The sequence below is a fragment of the Streptomyces sp. NPDC107517 genome, assembly GCF_055582645.1.
The window spans coordinates 68,553-88,692 of the sequence record NZ_JBVJPM010000019.1 but is presented as its reverse complement, the minus strand read 5'-3'; the positions used below and the strand labels follow the sequence as shown (position 1 = coordinate 88,692).

The window sequence follows — 20,140 nt, the reverse complement described above, 5'->3', positions numbered from 1 at the left end:
GGGGAGCGTGCCAGGCGTCGAGCGGGCGAGGGAAGTTCGACGACAGGACCGGGCCCTGTCTGGAGCTAGGGCCTGATGCCGTACCGGGGCTTGGGGCCGAGGTCGTGCCCCAGGCGCGGAATGGCTGCCTCCAGATAGCGGATCAGCAGCGGCCGGGTGTCGCGCGGGTCGATGACGTCCTCCACGCCGAACGCCTCCGCGATGGGGAACACACTCTTCATCCGTACGAGACGCGCCTCGATCTCTTTGCGCGCTTCCTCAGGGTCGGGTGCCGCGGCGATCAGGCTCCGGTAGGCGGTCTCGACCCCTCCTTCGACGGGCAGCGAGCCCCACTCCCCCGATGGCCAGCCCAGCCGGAGCCCGAGATGCGCCGGAGTGCTCGTGGCCACGCCGGCCATGCCGAAGCAGCGGCGGACGTGCACGGCCACCGAGGGCACGGTGATCTGGTGCGCCAGCCACAGGGTCCGCATCCCGGCCCGCAGCGTGCCCGACGCCTCGGCCTCCGGGCCGACCATGAAGCCGGGGACGTCGACGAAGTGGACGAGCGGGATGCGGAACGTGTCGCACAGCTCCATGAAGCGTGTCGTCTTGTCGGCTCCCTCCGCGTCGACCGCGCCGGCCTGGTACAGGGGGTCGTTGGCCACGATGCCGACGACGTGACCGTCGAGACGGGCGAACGCGGTGATGACGCATCGGCCGAAGTAGGGCTTGATCTCGAACATCGATCCTTCGTCCACCACCAACTCGACCAGCCGGCGCATGTCGTAGCCACGGCGTTCGTGCGGAACGATCGTCAGCAGCTCCTCCTCACGCCGGTCGGGGCGATCGTCGGGCTGGACGTAGGGTGGCAACTCCCACACGCTCTGCGGCAGATAGGACAGGAACGTCGCCATCTGAGCGAAGCAGTCCTTCTCGTCGGCCGCCTCGTTGTCGGCGACACCGCTCCTGCGCACGTGCACTCCCGTGCCACCGAGCTCCTGCTTCGTGACATCCACGCCGATCGCCCGCTTCACGATCGCGGGTCCGGCGGCGAAGAGTTCCGCTCCCTCCACCATGCACGTCCAGTGCGTCAGCAGGGCGTACGCCGCGATGCCACCGGCGACCGCGCCCGCGATCCCACCGATGACCGGCACCTCCCCCAGCAGCTGCAGCGGGTCGGTCCAGTCCTTGCTGTTCGGCAGGTACGAACGCCCGAGGCTCTCCATCGTGCGGATACTCGCCCCGGCCCCGTCGAAGAACTGCACCATCGGGACCCGGTACTCCTTGGCCATCGCATAGGCCAGGTCACGCTTGTTGCGCTGGCCCGGCCCGCTGCCGGAACCACCCCGGACGGTGAAGTCCTCACCGCCGACGACCGTGTTCCGGCCGTTCACGGTGGCCAGGCCGGCCACGTACGGGTCGGGGACGAACGACGTGAGCGTGCTCTGCTCATAGGTGCCGGTACCGGCGAGCTGCCCGAACTCGACGAACGAGCCGGGGTCGACCAGACCGTCGATCCGCTCACGGATCGTCAGGCGGCCGCGCTCGTGCTGGCGGGCCACCCTCTCCGGACCGCCCATGCCCAGCGCGATCTCGCGCCTTGCCCGCAGCGCCTCGACCTCGTTGTGCCAACTCATGACTCCTCCTTCGTCACCGGCGCGGCCGGAGCACTGTGCTCATGGCGCCCCCCTTCGACGGCGCGTCGGCGTGAGCGGAACACGACGAGCGCGTCCAAGGCCTCGGCTCCCGCGGGGGTGGCACGCAATGGGTTCACCTCGACCGAATCGAGCTCGTCACCGAGTTGCCAGGCCACGTCGGCGATGCGGCAGATCGCGGCCACGAGGGCGGCCCGGTCGACCGGTGGCCGGCCCCGCGCCCCGTCGAGCACCGCGCGGCCCCGCAGTTCGCCGAGCATCTCCTCGACGTCCGTCGCGGTGACAGGCAGCAGTCGCAGCGCCACGTCCGCCAGCACTTCCACGAACACTCCGCCCAACCCGACCGCGAGCACCGGGCCCCATTGGGGATCCCGGGTCACACCGGCCACCAGTTCCACACCGCCACGGCGCATGGGCGAGATCTGCACGCCCTCGACCCGCATGCCGTCGGGCGCGCCGATGCTGACGGCGCGCACCTCATCGAAGGCACGCCGGACAGCGTCATCGCCGGTGACGCCGAGGATCACCGCGCCCACATCGCTCTTGTGCGGCACGTCGGGCGAGACGAGTTTGACCGCGACCGGACCGCCGAAGCCCGCGGCGATCTCGGCCGCCTCGTCGGCGGTACGTGCCAGCCCTGCCGGAACGAAGGGCACTCCGCCCTGTGCAAGGAGCGCGCGGGCGGCCCATTCCGACAGCACGCGGTCGGCGGGGGCGAGAGGCGGCGCGGGCCGGACTGGGAGCGGGGGCCGGGCTGCGAGCGTGGGCAACCGCCGGGACCAGTGGGAGAGATGGGAGATGGCGGTGGTACCGAGCGCCAGGCCGGGCAGCGCACGCAGCCCGACGGCGTCGACGGCCGCCCGACCCGTGTCGTTCAGGTGCGCGAGGGTCTGGGACAGCAGGAAGGCGGGCAGGCCGATTGCCTCTGTTCCCCGGCCGATGGCCTTGAGGAGGCCGCCGATGCCGGTCGTCTTGCAGGAGTCGTAGGCCGGCACGTTGCTGAGGATCGCGACAGCACCGAACTCCTTCTGCCGGTCCACGATCCGGAGCACCCGCTCGAACTCGTCGCCGAGCGCCGCACCGGTGATGTCGAGCGGGTTTCCGACGCCGGCGAACGCGGGCAGCACGGCATCGATCTCCCGCGTCGCCGACTCGTCGAACTGTGGTAGTTCCAGGCCGAGTCGCTCGGCCTCGTCGGCGACGACGTCCACGGAACCGCCGCTGATCGACACGACGGCGATGCCGGGTGCCCGCAGCGGTCCTGCGGTGGCGAGGACACTGGCGGTGATCACCAGTTCCTCCGGCGAACGGACGCGGAGGGCACCGCATTGGCGTAGCGCGGCGTCGACGACGCGGTCGTCACCGACGAGACTGCCCGTGTGGGAGACGGCGTTGCGTGCGGCGATCTCGCTGGTGCCCGCCTTCAGGACGACGACGGCCTTGCCGAGCTCGCGGGCCCGGTCCACTGCAGCCATGAACCGCGCCGGATCCGCGATGGCCTCGGCGAACAGCGCGATGCTGCGGGTGTGTTCGTCCTCGACCAGGTGCTCGATCACGTCGGTGGTCGTCAGCATCGCCTCGTTGCCCGTGGTGACGACGCAGCTGAGGCCGACGCCGAACTCGGCGGCCAGATCGGCAAGGGCGTTACCCATTCCGCCACTCTGGGAGACGATCGCGACCGGGCCCGGCCGGACGCCGGGCGGAACGCTCGCGATCCACGCGCCGGTGCGCGCCGCCACATTCAGGAAGCCGAGGCAGTTGGGTCCGACGAGCGTGACGCCGAGCTCGCGAGCCCGCGCCACGACCGCGCGCTGCCGGGCCTCGCCTGCTGAACCGGCCTCCGCCCAGCCGGAGGAGAGCAGGACCGCGCTACGGACACCGGACTCGGCCACGTCGCCGAGAACCTCGTGCACCGCGTGCGCCGGAACGAGGAGGACGGCGGCGTCCACCGGCTCACCGATCGCAGCGCACGTGGACGTGGTCGCGAGGCCATGGGCGGGTGTGGCCGATCGGTTGACCGCGAAGATGCGACCCGTGAAGCCCACGCGCGTCAGGGCCTCGACCACCCCGTAGGACGACGGGGACGAGTCCTTCGCCCCGACGATCACCACGTTCCGGGGTGTCAGCAGCCGGGCGAGATCCCCCTGCCACTTTGTCCGCCACTCGGCATCATCGCTCACGGCACACCTCGGCGTCTGACATCTGCCCTCCTAGGCCGGCCATCCCGACAGTACTGTAATTAAGTGCACTTTTCTAGAAGAATTCTTATGCATAGAGGTGAGTTTGACGGCATTAAGGGCACTTAAAGCGATCGGCCCCGTAAGGCGGGAAGGGAGTCCAACGTCCGTGTGTGAAGACAGAGTTGGACTCCCTCGCGACGATGCAGGCCGTGCTCGGCTTCACCTCCGAGGCCAAGTGGCTCCGCCACGCCCGTTCCCGGGCGCAACGGCTCTGTCGCGCATCCAGGAGCTGGTCAGGTTCCGCTCGTGTCCGGCCCGCCCAGGTAGAGCTGCTCTATCTCGGCGCTGCGCGCGACGAGTTCGGACGACGGGAGTTCCAGGGCCAGACGGCCCTGGTGCATGACCACGGCGCGGTCAGCGACCATCGCCGCGTAGTGCAGGTGCTGTTCGACGACGACCACAGCGATGCCGTGGTCCGCGGCGAACCTCCGTATTCCGGAGAACAGCTGGTCGCACATGACCGGGGCGAGTCCGAAGGACAGCTCGTCGAGCAGGAGCACGCGCGGCCGCCTGCACATGGCGCGGGCGAGACTGAGCATCTGCTGCTCGCCGCCGGAGAGGTTACCGGCCCGTACGTGCAGGCGCGCTCCGAGGTCGGGGAAGACTCTCAGCACGTCACCCACCTCCACCCGGCCGACCTTGAGGTTCTGCGCGGTGGTCAGCGAGGGGAAGACGCTGCGGCCTTCGAGGACGAGTCCCACCTGGCGGCGCATGCGCCGGTGGGACGCTCCGACGACAGGGGTGCCGTTCACGGTCACCGTGCCCGTCGCCCGTTTCAGGAAGCCGCCGATCGCCATGAGTGCCGTCGTCTTCCCCACACCGTTGCGCCCGAGCACGGCGACGACCTCGCCCGCCGCGACCGCCAGGTCGAGGCCGGAGATCACCGGGGCCGACCCGTACCCGGCCGCCAAGTCGCGTACGTCGAGGCCGCTCACGCCCGCCGTGGCAGTCCCGGCCTGGCTCTCGGTCTGGGTCGCCATCAGTTCACCTCTTCCTCGCCGGCCAGCACTTCCACCTTCTGCGGCACTCCCCCGGTCCCGAGGTAGGCGTGCCGTACGACGTCCGAGGCGAGCACCTGCGCCGGGACGCCGCTCGCGACGACCGCGCCGAAGTCGAGGACGAGGACGTGGTCGCACAGTCCCGCGACGACATCGATGTTGTGCTCGATGAGCAGCACCCCGATGTGCAGCCGGTCCACGACGAGCCGCAGCGCCGCCGCCATCGCCTCGCGCTCGCTCTCGTCGAGTCCGGCCGCGGGCTCGTCCAGGCACAGGATCCTGGGCCGGGCCGCCAACGCACGGGCGAGGGCGACCAGTTGACGTGTCCCCTGAGGCAGGGTCCGGATCTCGCTGTCCAGCCACTCCTCAAGTCCGAGGAGTGCCACCGCCTGCGTGGCGACGCCGTCCAGGCGCGCGGAACCGGGGCGCACCCATCCGCTGAGGTAAGCGCCGATGCCACGCGGGTCCTGCGCCGCGAGGAGGTTCTCGCGGACCGTCATGTCCGAGAAGAGCTCGAGGTTCTGGAACGTCCTGCCGAGCCCGGCACGGGCGCGGCGGCGGATGGTCCACTCGGAGACGTCGACATCGCCGAGGCGGACGGTGCCGGTGCTGCGGCGCGCGAAACCGGTGAGCGTGTCGATGAGGCTCGTCTTGCCCGCGCCGTTGGGCCCGATCACCCCCACGACCTTGCCCGGGCGGACCTGGAGACTGACGTTGTCGACCGCGTGCACGGGGCCGTAGGCGAGGCTCAGGTGGTCTACGCGGAGGAGGGGTTCGTCGGAGCGCGGTACGGGTTCGAGTCCGGCGTCGGGTATCGCTTCCACGGAGAAGTCCTGCGCGGGCCCCACTCCGCCACGTCGGCCCTGCCGCAGCAGCCGCCCCGCCCGGTGCGTCAGCGGCGTCAACTGCCGCCGCAGCATGGGGATCATGCCGTCCGGGTCCTGCAGCATGATCTGGATGACGAGCAGGCCCGACGCGACCGCGAAGATCAGGTCGATCTTCGAGGACAGGTCTCTGAAGAGGTACGAGAGCGGGCCGCCCGAGCTGATGAGTCCGGCGTACAGCGCCCCGGTGACGTACCCGACGCCGCTGACGATCGTGAAGGCGAGCGCGAAGATCGACTTGAAGACGTCGAAGTTGGTGAGCGTGATGGTCCGGCTCTGGAAGACGGTGAGGGATCCCGCGAGGCCCGCCACCGCTCCGCCGAGCGCGAAGGCGGCGACCTTCACACCGCCGACGGAGATGCCGAGAGCGGCGGCTCCCCGCTCGTTGGCGCGCACCGCGAGCAGCCGGCGCCCCGCCACGGACCGGCGCAGGTTCGCGGTCCCGATCCCGACGGCCAGGAGCGCCGCCAGGCACAGGAGGGCGAACCGGCCCGGATGCTCGCTGGGATCGAGGTCGAGGCCGAACAGGCTCGGCTCGGGCACGATGATCCCGCCGAAGCTGTCGTTGCCGATGAACGTGGGCGAGATGAACACGGTGTTGGCGATGACCACGCCGAACACCAGCGTCCCGACGGTCAGGTCGATGCCACGGACCCGGATCGCCGGAAGCCCGATGAGCCACCCGACGGTGGCCCCCGCGGCGGTACCGAGGACGAGAGTCATCGCATAGCCGAGCCCCCACGATCCCGCCGCGTGCGCACCTGCCATCGCGCCGACACCCATCAGCGCGTACGTGGCGAGGCTGATCTGCCCGGCGTAGCCGGTGACGATGACGATGGCGAGGCTGACGAGCGCGGCGATCGCCGCGTTGGCGACCGCGCCGGACCAGCCGCTGCCCAGGCCGAGCGCGAAAAAGACGGCCACGCCGAACCCGATCGCGGCCGGGACGGGGCGCAGCAGCCCGGCGCCGACCCTGGGCAGCCGGCTCTCGGCGAACCCCCGGCCCGGCACGGCCGTGCCGCCCGCTACGAGGGCGACCAGGATGACCACGAACGGTGTCATCAGGCGAATCCATGTCGGCACGTCGTAGAGGATCATCACCGCTTCGGCGATGCCCATGAGCAGAGCCGCCCCGACGGCGGTGCCGTAGTTGCGGAACTTGCCCACGAGGCTCGCGGCCAAGGCGTAGTTGATGAGCAGGGTGAGCTGGGTCGGCGAGAGCCCGATGGTGGGGACGACGAGGATGCCGGCGGCCGCGGCGAGCGAGCCGCCCAGGGTCCAGGTGATGATGCCGACGGGGTGGGGTGAGATGCCGAGCGTGGCGGCCGCCACCGGGCGGCTCTGCAGCGCGCTCGCGGAGAGTCCGAGGCGGGTGTAGCGGAACAGCAGCGTGAGGCCGACGGCGAGGACGAGGACGACTCCGAGCACGATCGCGGAGTCGTAGCGCAGGGGTACGCCGAAGACGGGGAAGTTGCCGCGGCCCAGGAACCGCGGGATGACGACGGTCTCCGAGGAGTACATCATCAGCGCGGCGTTCTGGATGATGAGCAGCACACCGAGGGTGGCGATGACGCGCGCCAGCTCCGAGGAGTTGCGCAGGGGATACATCACCAGGAGATAGACGGCGAGTCCGAGGAGCGCGCCGGCCGCGATCCCGGCCGCCATGGCGAGGCCGATCGGCCACCGGGCCAGGGCCCGCAGTCCGTGGGTGGCGGCGCCGTCCTCGTACAGCTCCCAGAAGACGTACGTGCCCGCCATGCCGATGGCGCCGTGCGCGAAGTTGAGCACGCCGGAGCCGCGGTAGATCGTGACCACGCCGATCGCGGTCAGTGCGTACGCACCGCCGGCCGAGAGCCCGACGATGATGAAGGTCCACAGCTGGAACACTCCGACTCACCTCCCACTGGCGGTAGTTGGGGCCGAACAGCACTTGATGTCGTCGACTCCGGGGAAGACGGACCCCCAGAGGTCGGAGGGGGCGGTCAGCACCCCGTCCTTGGACAGCCGCGAGGGCTCGGCATAGACCTGCACGACGCGCGGGGATCCCGGTACGGGGCCCGGTTTGGTCCAGTCCAGCGGTGGCGTCGCCCCGGTCACGACCGGGTGCTCGGCGATGTAGGCCTGAAGGTCGGCTGTCTTGAGGGACTTGGCGCCGTTCATGACAGCGGCCAGTGAGCGGATGCCTTCGTACATGTTGAAGGCGTTGTCGCTGACGGTGTCGAGGTGCGGCGGCGCTCCGACGGACGGACCGTACTTCTGGATGGCTTCGAGCATCTGCGCGCGGGCCGCGTTCTCGGCCGGGTCGGCGGCCCAACTGCTGGCCACCCGCAGTCTCAGGCCGGTCTCCCTGGCCGCCTTGATGGACTGGGTGCCGATCGAGGTGCTCGGGGCGAGGACGGGGACGTCGACGCCCATGTCCGCCAGCGCCTGGAGCACGGGCGCGGAGATCGCGTCGCCCACCCCCATCACGACGGCGTCGTAGCCGTCGGCCAGGACCTTGGCCGCGTAGGGCAGGAAGGTGGTCGTGTCGGCGGGCCAGGTGACCTTCTTGAAGTCCGTGACGCCCTTGGCGGCGAGGGACTCCTTGGCGAAGTTGCAGAGTTTCGTGGAGACGGTGCCCTCGGCTGTCAGGCAGGCGACCCTCTTGAACTCGTGCTGCTTGACGAGGAGTCCCATGTTCTGGTGGGCGAAGATGCCGAGGCCGGCGGGGTACGCGAGCGGGCTGGTGGTGTCGTCCGGCCAGATCGGCACGTTGAACCAGTTGATGACGTCGGCCTTCTTGATGACCGGCCAGGCAATGTTGCCCTGCACGCCGACCGATTCGACAAGGGCCCTGACCTTGGTCTGGTTGAGCAGTTTGTCCGCGCACTTGGCCGCGACGTTGGGGTCGCCCTTGTCGTCGCAGTGCACCCACTTGAGCGGGCGACCGTTGATGCCGCCCTCCGCGTTGACGGTCCTGACGGCGATCTGTGCGATGTACGGGAGCTGGGGAAAGGTCGAGAGCGGCGCCGACACCGGGAACATCGAGCCGATGACGACCGGGTCGCCGCTCAGCTTCGCGTCGTCGGCCGCCTGCGGGGAGGCGGTCCGCGGCGCCTGTTCGACGCTGCTCTCCTGGACCGAGCACGCCGCCGCCGTGAGGACGAGACAGGCGGCGGCGCAGACACCTCGAAGCCTCCGATGTCGCCGGAGTCGCTGAAGTCGCTTGCCTAGGAGCATCGTGCCACCTCACTTTGGGCGAGCGTCGTCGCTCGCGCCTCGGGGGATATGACCTTTTCGGGCATGTCGGACGAAGTGCACATAGGAATTGAGTGCACTGTATTAATCCGCCGAGTGGCCGTCAATGTGCGTCGACGAGTAAGAAGTTGACGATCAAGCGATGTCAGGCAGGCTTCTACACGCCGGCGGCGCAACGTGAGCAGATAATGCGTGCACTGATTATGCGATCAATGCCTGCACCGAATACGGCGCCGAGCAGCCGTCGGCTCAGCTCAGCCCCGCTCCCCCATCGCGGTCGCGATCCGTTCGGCCGCCTCCACGAAGTCCTCGGCCATCCCGTAGACCACGTCGTGGGCCGACCGGACCCGGTCGATGAGCCCGACCCCCTGGCCGACGAAGTAGGTGGCCAGGTCCTGTGCGCCCGGATGGCCCCTCTCGGCCTGCGTGTCGACGTAGCGCAGCGCGCGCTCGGAGACCAGTGACTGGAGCGGCATCGGCAGCGGTTCCGGATTACCGGACCGCTCCCAGGCGTCGGTCCAGGCGGACTTGAGCTGCCGACACGACTTGCCCGTACGCCCCCTGGAGCGCACGGTGTCGCGGGACGAGGCCGCGAGCATCTTCTGCACCGTGTACGGCGCGGTCTCGGCCTCCTCGGTGGTCAGCCACACCGAACCGGTCCACACCCCGGCCGCGCCGAGGGCGACCGCGGCCGCCATCTGGCGACCCGTCACGATGCCTCCCGCGGCGAGCACCGGCACCTCCCGGATCGGGCGGATCGCCTCGACGACCTCGGGGACGAGGACCATGGTGGCGACCTCGCCGCAGTGTCCGCCGGCCTCCGTACCCTGGGCGATCAGCACATCCACACCGGCCCTGACCTGCTTGACCGCGTGTTCCTTGGCCCCGACCAGGGCGGCGACCGGGACGCCCGCCTCCTTGGCCCGGTCGATCATGTAACGGGGCGGCACGCCGAGCGCGTTGGCGATCAGCTTGATCGGGTGGCGCAGCGCGACGTCGAGCAGTTCCTCGCCGATCCCGTCGGCCGGCACATTGGCCATGGCCGGCCACCTGTCGCGGCCTCCGGTCTCCAGGCCGTGCTCCTTGAGGAGGCCGTCGACGAACGCGTGGTGCCCGGAGGGCACCCTGGCGGCCAGTTCCTCGCCCGTGAGGTGCTGCCCCTTGCCCTCGAACTTCTCGGGGATGACGAGGTCCGCCCCGTACGGCTTGCCGTCCACCCGCTCGTCGATCCAGGCGAGTTCGTGTTCCAGATCCTCCGGCGTGTGCGACGACGCGCCGAGGACACCGAAGCCACCGGCGTTGGTGACGGCCGCGACCACGTCGCGGCAGTGACTGAAGGCGAGGAGAGGCAGGTCGATTCCGAGCAGGTCACAGATGGGCGTCTTCATGACGGTCTCCTTCTCAGACGGCTGCGGACTGGATCCCGACTGGGTGCAGCCACCGGGCACCGTAAATCGGACGGAAACCGTTCAGCAATAGGCCCGAGCCGTTGCGCACCCTATTGCTGAACGGGACCCGTCGGTTTTATGGTCGGCACGCGGACGCCGTCCGCGGCACAGTTCGACGACGCTTCCGTCGTCCCCCATCTCCCCAGTCTCGACATGCCTTCCGGTCACCGCACCGGCACGTCCGAGAGGAGACCCCTGCCCGTGGTCACCGCCGTCACCCCGATGTCCGCCAAGGACGTCGCCGCCTTCGCCGACAGCGTGCGCGGCACCCTCACCCGGCACTGGCCGGACCCCACCGCCGCCGCTGCCGATCCAGGCCTGACGCCTCTGTGGTCGGACGCCGCCGAGCACGGCTGGTTCGGGCTCGCGGCGGACGGCGCCCTGGCCGCGGCGCTGGCCGCCGTGCGCGAACTGGGCCGTGCCGCCTGCCCGTTGCCGCTGCTCGACGGCTATCTGGCCGGACGGCTCTTCGCCCACGACAGCGACGTCACCGGCCGGATCACCGCGGGCGAGATCCGGGTCGTCGCGACGTCGCGGGACCAAGAAGCTGCCCCCGTACGGCACGTGGACGCCGCGGCGGACGCGACGCACCTGCTCACGATCCCGCCCGCCGGCGGCCAGGCGCTACTGCTCCCGGTGATGTCGACATGCCCGACTCCGGGACTCGCCGTCCCCGCCTGGTCCGAGATCACCCCGGGCGCCGCGACGGCCGCCGCGCCCGTCGACGCGGAGAGCGCCGACGAGGCCCTCGTCCTGCTGCGGCTCCAACTCGCGGTGCGCGCCCTGGCCGCCGCCGGTCGGGCGCACGAACTGGCCGTGCAACACGCGGTGAATCGCCGGCAGTTCGGCAAGGTGATCGGCTCCTTCGGCGCCGTCCAGCAGCGCACGGCCGACTGCCAGATCGGGGTCGCCTCCGGCACGCTCCTCGTCGACGAGGCGGTACGGGCGTTCGAGCACGGCACCGCCGACCGGCTGCTCACGGCCGAGATCGCCACGGAGCACGTCCGCACCCACGCGCCCGGCATCCAGCTCGGCGCCCACCACACCCTGGCGGCAGTCGGCTATTTCGAGGAGCACGCCGCGCCCTGGCTGTTCCGCCGTGTCCACGGCGACCTCGCGCGCCTGCGGGATCTGCCGCGCGCCGCGGGCTCCGTCGCCGATGCCCTGGTCGAGGGGACGGAATCGCTGCCGGCGGCCGACCTGGGCGAGAAGGGTGAGGCCTTCCGCGGCGAAGTGCGCGCCCTGTTCGAACAGTTCGCGGACCGTGCCACCCTCCACGGGGCACACCTCGACGCGGACGTCGTCGGCGTGCTCGCCGACCGGGGCTGGCTGGGCTTCGCCTGGCCGAAGGAAGCGGGCGGACGCGAGGCCACGCTGGCCGAGCAGGTGGTCCTCCACGAGGAGGCCGCCTATCACCGCGCCCCCGTCGGCCGGGCCCTGGGCGCGGTGACCCTGCTCGGCAACTCCATCCTCAAGCACGGCACCGAGAAGCAGAAAGACCGCTTCCTGCCCCTCATCCGCCGCGGCGAGATGGCCTTCTGCCTGGGCTACAGCGAACCGGAGGCAGGTTCCGACCTCGCCTCTCTCCGTACCCGTGCCGTACGCGACGGCGACAGCTGGGTGATCAACGGGCAGAAGCTGTGGACCACCGGCGGCCATCTCTCCAACTGGGTGTGGCTGGCGGTGCGGACGGACCCCGACGCCACCCCACGGCAGGCCGGGATCACCGTCTTCCTCGTCCCCATGGACACACCCGGAATCACGGTGCAGCAGCACACGTCCCTGTCCGGCGGGGTCTCCTGCACCGTCTTCTACGGCGACGTACGGGTCCACGACGACCTGCGCGTCGGCGAGGTCGACGGCGGCTGGCGGGTCATCACCGACGCCCTCGCCGGCGAGCGCATCACCATGGGCAACATCGCCGCCGCCCTGCACCGCCAGCTCGACGACCTCCTCGCCGTCGTACGCGCCGACCCCGACACCACCGTGGGGCCGCGCGGCTCCGCCCGGCGCGAGCGCCTCGGCGCGCTCGCCGTCGGTGTCCAGGCCAACCGTGCCCTGGTCGCGTCGGCGATCCGCGCCACCGCGGCCGGGACGGGCGCCCGGCTCGAGGCGCCGATGGCCGGCGTCATGGGCGGCGAACTCGCCGAGCAGTTCGGCGAGAGCGTCCTGGAGATCCTCGGCCCCGACGCGGCGCTGTCGGCCGCCGCCGCCCCGGTGACCGACGTGCCGGGCGGCGGTGCCTTCGAGCACGGGCTGCGCCTGTCGGTGATGTACGTCGTCGGCGGCGGCACCAATGACATCCAACGCGCTCTCATCGCTCGCGGTCTCGGCCTGCCGCGCTGAACTCCCGCGCGCGGGACACCCCGTACGAGCCCATGCAGGAGCCCACATAGGAGCTGTGAATGACCTCCTCCGTCACACCCACCCGTCTGCGCACCCTGTTCCGGCCGCGCGGAGTGGCGCTCATCGGGGCCAGCGAGAAGTCGCACTTCTCGGCCTCCGTCCACCGCAACCTGCGCGACTTCGGCCACGGCCCCCACACCTACGTCGTCAACCGGCGCGGCGGCACCGTGCACGGCCAGGCCGCCGTCACCTCGTGCACGGCGATCGGCGAGGAGATCGACGTCGCCTTCGTGATGGTCCCCCAGGCGGGCATGCACGACGCTCTCTCGGACGCGGCGGCGGCCGGCATCCGCAACGCCGTGATCCTGTCGGCGGGGTACGCGGAAGCCGGCGCGGCGGGCCATGCGGCACAGACCGAACTCGTGGCTCACGCACGGGAGTTGGACCTTCTTCTGCTCGGCCCCAACCACCTGGGTTTCGCCAATTTCGTCGACGGCGTCCCGGTCACCTCGATCCCGGGCCTGCCCCGCACCTCGGGCCCGATGGCCCTTCTGTCGCAGAGCGGTGCCAGCACCGGCGCGATGCTCGACTTCGCCGCCCTCAGCGACACCGGTCTGAGCCACCTGGTCACCCTCGGGAACGAGGCGATGATCACCGCGGGACATGTCCTCGACTACCTCGTCGACGACGAGGCGACCCGTGCCATCGCCGTCTACATGGAGTCCGTACGCGAACCGGAGACGTTCCGGCGCGCCGCCGCGCGCGCGACCGCGGCGGGCAAGGCGGTGGTGGTCCTCAAGACCGGCACCAGTGAACTGGCGGGCCGGTCCGCCGCCGCGCACACCGGCGCCCTGGTCGGGGACGACCGCATCGTGGACGCCGTGTTCCGACAGTGCGGGGTGATCCGCGTCGACAGCATCGAGGACATGCTCCTCACCGCGGGCCTCACCGCCCGCACCGGACCGCTCGGCGCGGACGCCACGGGGATCGGCGTGGTCTCGATCTCGGGCGGTGCCTGCGGAATCATCGCCGACCGCGCCGCGGACGCCGGACTCTCGCTGCCCGCTCTGCACCCGGACACGGAAAAGGCGTTGACCGCCGTCATGCCGGCGTACGGCACCGTGCAGAACCCTCTCGACCTCACCGGCGCCGCCATCATCGACCCCTCACTCTTCCCCAAGTCGATCACCACGGTGGCCGATGACCCGGCCGTCGGCGCCGTCGCCGTCATCAACGGCCTGCCGTCCTTCGGCGAAGGCCCCTGGAGCGGGCAGCGTTTCCTGGACGCGGTCGGCGAGGGGGCGGCGCGGGCGTCCCGGCCCGTCATCCCGGTCAGCCAGATCCTCCAGCCCCTCACGCCCTACACCCGCGCCGCGCTGGACCACGCAGGCCTCCCGTACGCGCTGCCAGGGCTCAAGCACGCCGCGACCGCCCTCGCGGGACTCGTCCACTGGTCGCGCGCGCACCACGAACTCACAGCCGCCACAGACGAACCGGCCCCCGCAAGGGCCACGTTCACGCTGCCCGCCCCCGACGAGCGTCATGGCACCTGGTCCGAGACCGCGGCCCGGGGCCTGCTCGCGGCGGCAGGCGTCCCCCTGGTCCCGGCGACCCTGGCCACTTCGGCCGCCGAGGCGATCGCCGCCGCGGACGGGTTCGACGGGCCCGTCGCCCTCAAAGTCGTCTCTGCGCAGATCGCGCACAAGAGCGACATCGGCGGGGTGTGCCTGGACATTCAGGGCCCCGACGCGGTCCGTCAGGCATACGGGGCGGTCTGCGACGCGGCCCGCCAGGTGCCGGGCGCCACCGTCGAGGGCGTCCTCGTCTCGCCGATGCGGCGCGACGGCACGGAGCTCCTCGCGGGCGTCGTCCGCGACGAACACTGGGGCCCGGTTCTCGCCGTCGGACTCGGCGGCGTCTTCACCGAAGTCCTCAAGGACACCGCGCTCGCCCCGCTCCCCGTCACCCCCGCGCAGGTACGTGAGCTGCTGCTCGGCCTGCGCGGCGCACCCCTGCTGCACGGCGCACGCGGGTCGGTCCCGGCCGACCTCGACGCGGTGGCGAACGTCGTGGCGTCCCTCGGCGATCTGGCGCTCGCGCTCGCCGAGGACCTGGAGGCGCTGGAGATCAACCCGCTACGGGTGGACGGCTCCACCGTGGAAGCCATGGACGCCCTGGTGACCTGGCGTCGTAGCTGAAGCACCTGTCGAATCCGGGCCAGATGCCTTGGGGCCCAGGGCTCTGCCGTCCGGCAGGGGTGACCTGTCCGGCCAAGCACTTGAGGCCGCCTCGCTCTTCAAACGAGTGAGCCGGAACGGTATATCGGCACATGTCGAACACGTCGAGAGAGGGAGTCGTCCTGCCCCTCCGGGAGCCCCTGGAGACTCGTCGGCGCCAGCCCCGGTCCCGCAACCGCGCCTGGGCCGCTACGAACGGGGATCCTGCGCGTCGGCGGCCGCTCGACCATTCACCGGGGATGGTTCAGGCGGCAAGCTCCGCGGCCGTGTTCACGGGGGCCGGGGCAGGAGACTCCGCCGTTGGGGATGCGCACGGCGGGGTGAGGAGTTGCGCCGCGGCCTCCAGGTCGCTGGTGAGCAAGCGGTCCGCCGTGCACGGGTCGAGAACGGCGGCGGCCCGGTCGTAGAAGGCACGCAGTGTGCCGTCTGCCGGAGGGACGACGCCTCGCCTGCGCAGTGCGCGGACGGCGGCGACCAGTTCGCAGGCGAGGACCAGGCAGAAGGAGTCCGTGGCCTCACGCAGCCGGATGGATCCCGCGGCGGCGAAGCTTGCGTGTTCCTCGGCCCCACGGGAGATCACGGCGTGGCCGAGCAGTGCGGGCTGTGCGGCGGCGCGCAGTTCCGCGAGGGCGGACTGGGCCGCGTACTCGGTGATCATCAGGCCACTGCTGCCCGCGGTGCCGTCGGACAGGAACGGTGTCTGGCCACTGATCCGCGGTTCCAGCAGCGCCCCGAGCCGGGTGGTGGACAGCTGGCCGGTGGAGAGCAGCGCGAGACGTAGCTGGTCCTGGGCGAGGGAGAGAGGGGCCTGGTGGAAGCCGCCGTGGTGGTGATAGTCCTCCGCGTCCAGGTCGAGCAGGGGGTTCTCGGCCGCCGCGTTGATCTCGACGGTGAGTGTCCGGTCGAGGTCGTCCCACGCTTCGAGGACGGTGCCGTGCACCTGGGGCAGGCAGCGCAGTCCGAACGGGTCCTGCACCAGTCCTGCGGGCCAGTCCGCGCCGGCCAGGAGGTGCCGCATCCGGGCGGCGACCCGCTGGGCGCCCGAGTGCGGCCGACGCTCGTGGACCACGGCGGCGTACGGCTCGCGCGAGCCCTGAAGCGCGGTCAGGGTGAGCGCCGCGACCAGCGGCACCTGGTCGAGGACGTGGCCCAGGCGGGTGGCGGCGAGCGCCGACCGGCCGATGGTCAGGGCGCTGCTGGAGATGAGAGGGAGGGCGTCCCAGCGGGTCAGGGCGAGGGGCGCCGGGGCCGGGCCGGTCCCGGCCCGCCAGGGCAGCTCGCCGGCGAGGGTCAGACCCAGTTCGGCGAGGGCGCTGAGGTCACCGGTGCCGATCGCACCGAGTTCGTGCACCGTCGGGAGGTGGCCGCCGGACAGCGCCTGGGCGAGGGCATCAAGGACGGCAGCGTCGATCGCGGTGCCACCGGCGAGCAGTTGGTTGAGGCGGACCGCGAGCATGGCCCGCACTTCGTCGTCCGGGGCGAGCGGGCCGAGGGCGCCGCTGTGGCTGCGCAGCAGACGCATGCCGAAGGTGTCCTCGGCCACGTCCGTGGGGACAGCGGCGGTTCGGTTGGCGCCGACGCCCGTGGTGTAGCCGTAGACGGGCCTGCGGGCGGCGATCCGCTGCCCGCTCTCGCGGGCCGCGGCGACCCGGTCCCGGGCCGGCCGTGCGACGGTGACGCCGGCCCGGCCGTGGGCGACCGCGGTGACATCGGCGGCGGTGAGGTCGGCGCCCTCCAGGGCCAGCGGGGTGGTGCGATCCATCAGTGGTGCCATTCCTCGGCGGTCAGGGTGTCACGGGTCTCCGGCGCCCAGGCGAGGCTCACCGCCCAGCCGACGAGGAGGACAAGCGTCATCCAGCCCATGGTCCAGCCGACCCCGAGGGAGTCCAGGCTGACCGGGAGCAGGAAGGTGCCGAGTGCGGAGGCGATCCGGCTGCTGCCATTGAGCAGACCGACGCCGGAGGCGCGCAGCGCGGTCGGGAACAGCTCGGCCGGGTACACCTGGGTGATGTTGGAGGCACCTGCCATCACGAACGTGTAGACGACGAACGGGATCATCAGGGCCCAGCTGCCGACGTCGCTGAGCACCGCCATGGCGCCGAGTGCGACGGCCAGGACAAGGAAGCTGTGCACGGTGAACGGGCGCCGGCCCATGCGCAGCATCGGCCACAGGCCGAGGACACCGCCGAGGAGCAGGGCCACGTCGATGACGATGTTCTGCGCGGTCGTGTCGCCGATGTCGAGGGTGCCGAGGATCTGCGCGGTGAAGGTGTAGATCGCGAAGTAGGGCAGCACCTGGGCGCTGTAGAAGATGATCCCGAACCACGTCTTGGTGGCCTGCCCCGAGGCGAACAGCTCCCGGTAGCGGACGGTGGGGGCGGGCTCCGCCGGGGTGGGCGGCGCGGCCTGCGGGTCGATGTCCTGCTTGAGGAACCTGCGGCGGATCTCGGCGGCCTCGGCGTACCGGCCCTGGGTGGCCAGCCAGCTCGGTGACTCGGGGATGCCGATACGCAGCACCAGGACCAGGAGCGCGGGCAGTGAACCGCTGGCGAGTAGCAGATGCGCGGCTTGGTCGGTGACGGGAATCAGGGCGCCGAAGATGTTGGCGGCCACGTAGCCCACGGTCCACAGCACAGTGAGCGAGCCGAGAAGCAGTCCGCGCAGCCGCTGCGGCGCGAACTCCGAGAGCAGCGTCGGGCCGACCGCGTAGTCGGCGCCGAGGCCGAAGCCGATGAGCAGGCGCAGCGCGAACAGCGCGGCCGGATCGGTGGCCCACATCTGGAGCGCCGAAGCGATCGTGATGAGGACGAAGTTGTACAGATAGAGCCGCTGCCGGCCGATCCGGTCGGCCACGCTGCCGAGCAGGACGCTTCCCAGGAAGAGTCCGATGAGCGCGGAAGCGCCGAGCAGCCCTGACCACGCGCCGGACAGGCCCATCGTGGTGTCCAGGATCGGCAGGGCCGCGCCGATGACGCCCAGGGCGTAGCCGTCCGAGAAGTTGGCGCCGAAGGTGGTGGCGGTCACTCGGAGGTGGAACCTGGTGAACGGTTCCGCGGCGCGTTCCCGCCGGGGCGTCTGCATCCCACCAGAGGGCGGAGTGTGCACGGCAGAGCTCAAGGCTGTCTCCTGGGGGTGGGAGGCACGGTGGGCGGCGCCGGTGACAAAGATCCATGACGACGCCGAACGTCAGCATGAATGATTAATTTCAATGAATCAATGGCTGAATGAAAAGAAACTGCAAGATCACACTCACCTCCCGCGCGTCCCGAAGCACTTTTCCGCTTCCTGTGAACGGTTCGCGATGCACGCTGCCCCGCCCCGGGACAAGGCAAGCCAAGGCAGGGCAGGCTGAGCGAAGACAGCTGCACGGCCTCGGCGCTCCCGGCGCCTCACGCAGCGAGGCGGACCGCCTCCGGGAGACGGTCCGCACTCAGCTGACGGGCAGCGGTTCGATCGCGGCGACGGCCGACGCCCTCTGTCACCACCGCAACACGGTCCAGCACCGTTTCGCCCGCTTCCACGAGCTGACGGCCGTTACGTCCGAGGCCGGACGACGCGCCACTGGTGCCAGTGGTGCTGAGGGCCCGCTGAGCACGCGGACCGGCTCGGGTCAGCTCCCGAGTCCCGATTCCAGCAGCCGCCCCACCGGCTTGCGTACGGCGAACAGGACCAGACCGATGCCGATGCCGCACACGGCGGTGACGGTGAAGTACGAGGCGTTGTCGATCACGGTGAACAGCTGCCCGAGGAGCCCCGCGAGCGACGACCCCAGCGCCAGCGTGAGGAAGTTCAGGCCGACCATCTGCGAGCGGAATTTCTCCGGCCCGATCCGGGTGGCCAGCGACAGGCCGATCGGCCCGATGAACACCTCCGAAGAACCGGCGGCCATCATGAAGAGCAGGATGAGGAACAGCGGGATCATCGCGTCGCCGGTGGCCTCGGAGATGATCAGCAGGAAGAGATACGCGCAGCCGATCTGGGTCAGTCCGATGGCGACCTTGGTCACCGGGCCCGGCTGGCGCTCCCCGAGGCGCTTCCACACCCGGGCGACGAGCGGCGTGATGAGGACCGCCGCCAAGGGGCTGACGGTGGTGATCCAGGCGACCGGGAACTTCCAGCCTCCGATGTGCAGATCGATCCGCTCGGTGATCAGGATCGAGATGGCCGTGAACTTCTGGAACAGGAATCCGAAGTAGACGCCCGAGGCGAGGAACAGCGGCAGATAGCCGAGGATGCGCCGGCGCTCGTCGCGGGTGACCGCCGACGATGTGGTCATCGTGAGGAAGTACGCGGCCGCGGCCACCAGCGCGGTGATCGTGACCACGGTGGACAGGTTCCCCGCCCGGAGCAGTCCGGTGGCGACGGCGCCGCCCACGCCCGCGACGCAGACGAGAACCAGAGCGGCCACGAGCGGCCGACGCCCCGTCGACAGTGGATTGTTGACGATCTTGGCGCGTTCCGGGAGACGGTTCATCGACACGACGTACTGGATGAGCGCCCCGGCCATGCCGATGGCCGCGAGCCCGAATCCGAAGTGGAAACCGAGCTCGTTCTGGGCGAGCCCGGTGGTGAGCGGGCCGACCACCGCGCCGATGTTGATGGCCATGTAGAAGTACGAGAATCCGGCGTCGCGGTAGCGGTCGTGGACGTGCTGGTCGAGGACGAAGCCGACGATCGACGTGATGTTCGTCTTGAGCGCGCCGGTGCCGAACACGATGAGGACAAGACCGGCGCCGAGGCCCGAGAGGCCGGGCGCGAAGGCGAGCACGACATGCCCCGCGGTGATGACGACGGCCCCGTACAGGACCATCTTCTGCGGGCTGACGAGCCGGTCGCCGAGCCAGGCGCCGAGGATCTGCGACAGATAGACCGCGCCGCCGTACCCGCCGACGATACCGGAGGCGACGGCCGGGTCGAGGGCGAGGCCGCCCTCCCCGATTGCGTACAGCAGATAGAACGAGAGGATGCCTTGGAGTCCGTAGAACGAATAGCGCTCCCACAGTTCCGTGAAGGCCATGCTCCACAGGCCGCGCCGGACGTCTCCCGCAGGCGGTGTCGTGGCGGGTGTCCCGGAGGACTTCTGCGTTGCCGGTGCCGTGGTCGGTGTCATGGGGGT

At 70.7% G+C, this 20,140-nt stretch carries 11 protein-coding genes and 2 pseudogenes; 4 read left to right on the top strand and 9 right to left on the bottom strand.

Going from position 1 to position 20,140, the window contains the following annotated elements; translation table 11 throughout:
- Positions 1 to 65: 65 nt before the first annotated feature.
- Together ACZ67T_RS33415 and ACZ67T_RS33410 are read right to left on the bottom strand one after the other, a co-directional pair.
- Complete coding sequence (locus ACZ67T_RS33415; RefSeq protein WP_469989005.1) at positions 66 to 1,616, bottom strand: acyl-CoA carboxylase subunit beta; 1,551 nt, start codon at positions 1,614 to 1,616, stop codon at positions 66 to 68.
- Positions 1,613 to 3,814 (bottom strand): acetate--CoA ligase family protein, encoded by a 2,202-nt coding sequence (locus ACZ67T_RS33410; RefSeq protein ID WP_469989003.1) that lies wholly within the window; start codon positions 3,812 to 3,814, stop codon positions 1,613 to 1,615. The genes ACZ67T_RS33415 and ACZ67T_RS33410 overlap by 4 nt, the downstream gene beginning before the upstream one ends.
- 179 nt (positions 3,815 to 3,993) lie before the next feature.
- Here ACZ67T_RS33410 and ACZ67T_RS33405 point away from each other — a divergent pair.
- A pseudogene (locus tag ACZ67T_RS33405) lies at positions 3,994 to 4,086 on the top strand (IS982 family transposase); the annotation flags it as partial.
- Positions 4,087 to 4,107: 21 nt separating this feature from the next.
- On the opposite strand, the gene ACZ67T_RS33400 reads toward ACZ67T_RS33405, so the two are convergent.
- The 4 genes from ACZ67T_RS33400 to ACZ67T_RS33385 all read right to left on the bottom strand — a co-directional run bounded on the left by ACZ67T_RS33400 (position 4,108) and on the right by ACZ67T_RS33385 (position 10,381).
- Positions 4,108 to 4,854: an ABC transporter ATP-binding protein gene (locus ACZ67T_RS33400; protein WP_469989002.1), complete on the bottom strand. Its 747-nt coding sequence runs from the start codon at positions 4,852 to 4,854 to the stop codon at positions 4,108 to 4,110.
- The gene (locus tag ACZ67T_RS33395; RefSeq protein WP_469989000.1) at positions 4,854 to 7,643 is read right to left on the bottom strand and encodes an ABC transporter permease subunit; all 2,790 of its coding nucleotides are present in this window, start codon (positions 7,641 to 7,643) and stop codon (positions 4,854 to 4,856) included. Before ACZ67T_RS33395 ends, ACZ67T_RS33400 begins: the two co-directional genes overlap by 1 nt.
- Before the next feature lie 6 nt (positions 7,644 to 7,649).
- Positions 7,650 to 8,975, bottom strand: coding sequence for an ABC transporter substrate-binding protein (locus ACZ67T_RS33390; RefSeq protein ID WP_469988998.1), 1,326 nt, complete (start codon positions 8,973 to 8,975; stop codon positions 7,650 to 7,652).
- A gap of 272 nt (positions 8,976 to 9,247) precedes the next feature.
- Entirely contained in the window at positions 9,248 to 10,381 is a 1,134-nt protein-coding gene (locus tag ACZ67T_RS33385; protein WP_469988997.1) for a nitronate monooxygenase, read from the bottom strand.
- 261 nt (positions 10,382 to 10,642) lie between these two features.
- On the opposite strand from ACZ67T_RS33385, the gene ACZ67T_RS33380 reads away from it, so the two are divergent.
- Both ACZ67T_RS33380 and ACZ67T_RS33375 read left to right on the top strand, forming a co-directional pair.
- Positions 10,643 to 12,787, top strand: coding sequence for an acyl-CoA dehydrogenase family protein (locus tag ACZ67T_RS33380; RefSeq protein WP_469988995.1), 2,145 nt, complete (start codon positions 10,643 to 10,645; stop codon positions 12,785 to 12,787).
- A 59-nt stretch (positions 12,788 to 12,846) separates the two neighbouring features.
- On the top strand, positions 12,847 to 14,985 hold the full coding sequence (locus ACZ67T_RS33375) for an acetate--CoA ligase family protein (RefSeq protein ID WP_469988994.1): 2,139 nt from the start codon (positions 12,847 to 12,849) through the stop codon (positions 14,983 to 14,985).
- Between the two features lie 283 nt (positions 14,986 to 15,268).
- Here the strand turns inward: ACZ67T_RS33375 and ACZ67T_RS33370 are convergent, their stop codons facing one another.
- Together ACZ67T_RS33370 and ACZ67T_RS33365 are read right to left on the bottom strand one after the other, a co-directional pair.
- On the bottom strand, positions 15,269 to 16,786 hold the full coding sequence (locus tag ACZ67T_RS33370; protein WP_469988992.1) for an aromatic amino acid ammonia-lyase: 1,518 nt from the start codon (positions 16,784 to 16,786) through the stop codon (positions 15,269 to 15,271).
- On the bottom strand, positions 16,786 to 18,048 hold the full coding sequence (locus ACZ67T_RS33365) for an MFS transporter (RefSeq protein WP_469988990.1): 1,263 nt from the start codon (positions 18,046 to 18,048) through the stop codon (positions 16,786 to 16,788). Before ACZ67T_RS33365 ends, ACZ67T_RS33370 begins: the two co-directional genes overlap by 1 nt.
- Positions 18,049 to 18,248: 200 nt before the next feature.
- On the opposite strand from ACZ67T_RS33365, the pseudogene ACZ67T_RS33360 reads away from it, so the two are divergent.
- Positions 18,249 to 18,554: pseudogene (locus tag ACZ67T_RS33360) on the top strand (helix-turn-helix domain-containing protein); the annotation flags it as partial.
- An 80-nt stretch (positions 18,555 to 18,634) separates the two neighbouring features.
- Here ACZ67T_RS33360 and ACZ67T_RS33355 read toward each other — a convergent pair.
- Positions 18,635 to 20,134 carry a peptide MFS transporter gene (locus ACZ67T_RS33355; RefSeq protein WP_469988989.1) on the bottom strand — a complete coding sequence of 500 codons (1,500 nt, stop codon included), beginning with the start codon at positions 20,132 to 20,134 and terminating at the stop codon, positions 18,635 to 18,637.
- Positions 20,135 to 20,140: the final 6 nt, after the last annotated feature.

Excerpts from the sequence above, each read along its gene's own strand:
- ACZ67T_RS33390 (WP_469988998.1), bottom strand. The coding sequence starts at position 8,975 with ATGCTCCTAGGCAAGCGACTTCAGCGACTCCGGCGACATCGGAGGCTT.
- ACZ67T_RS33415 (WP_469989005.1), bottom strand. The coding sequence starts at position 1,616 with ATGAGTTGGCACAACGAGGTCGAGGCGCTGCGGGCAAGGCGCGAGATC.
- ACZ67T_RS33385 (WP_469988997.1), bottom strand. The coding sequence starts at position 10,381 with ATGAAGACGCCCATCTGTGACCTGCTCGGAATCGACCTGCCTCTCCTC.
- ACZ67T_RS33355 (WP_469988989.1), bottom strand. The coding sequence starts at position 20,134 with ATGACACCGACCACGGCACCGGCAACGCAGAAGTCCTCCGGGACACCC.
- ACZ67T_RS33370 (WP_469988992.1), bottom strand. The coding sequence starts at position 16,786 with ATGGATCGCACCACCCCGCTGGCCCTGGAGGGCGCCGACCTCACCGCC.
- ACZ67T_RS33375 (WP_469988994.1), top strand. The coding sequence starts at position 12,847 with ATGACCTCCTCCGTCACACCCACCCGTCTGCGCACCCTGTTCCGGCCG.
- ACZ67T_RS33400 (WP_469989002.1), bottom strand. The coding sequence starts at position 4,854 with ATGGCGACCCAGACCGAGAGCCAGGCCGGGACTGCCACGGCGGGCGTG.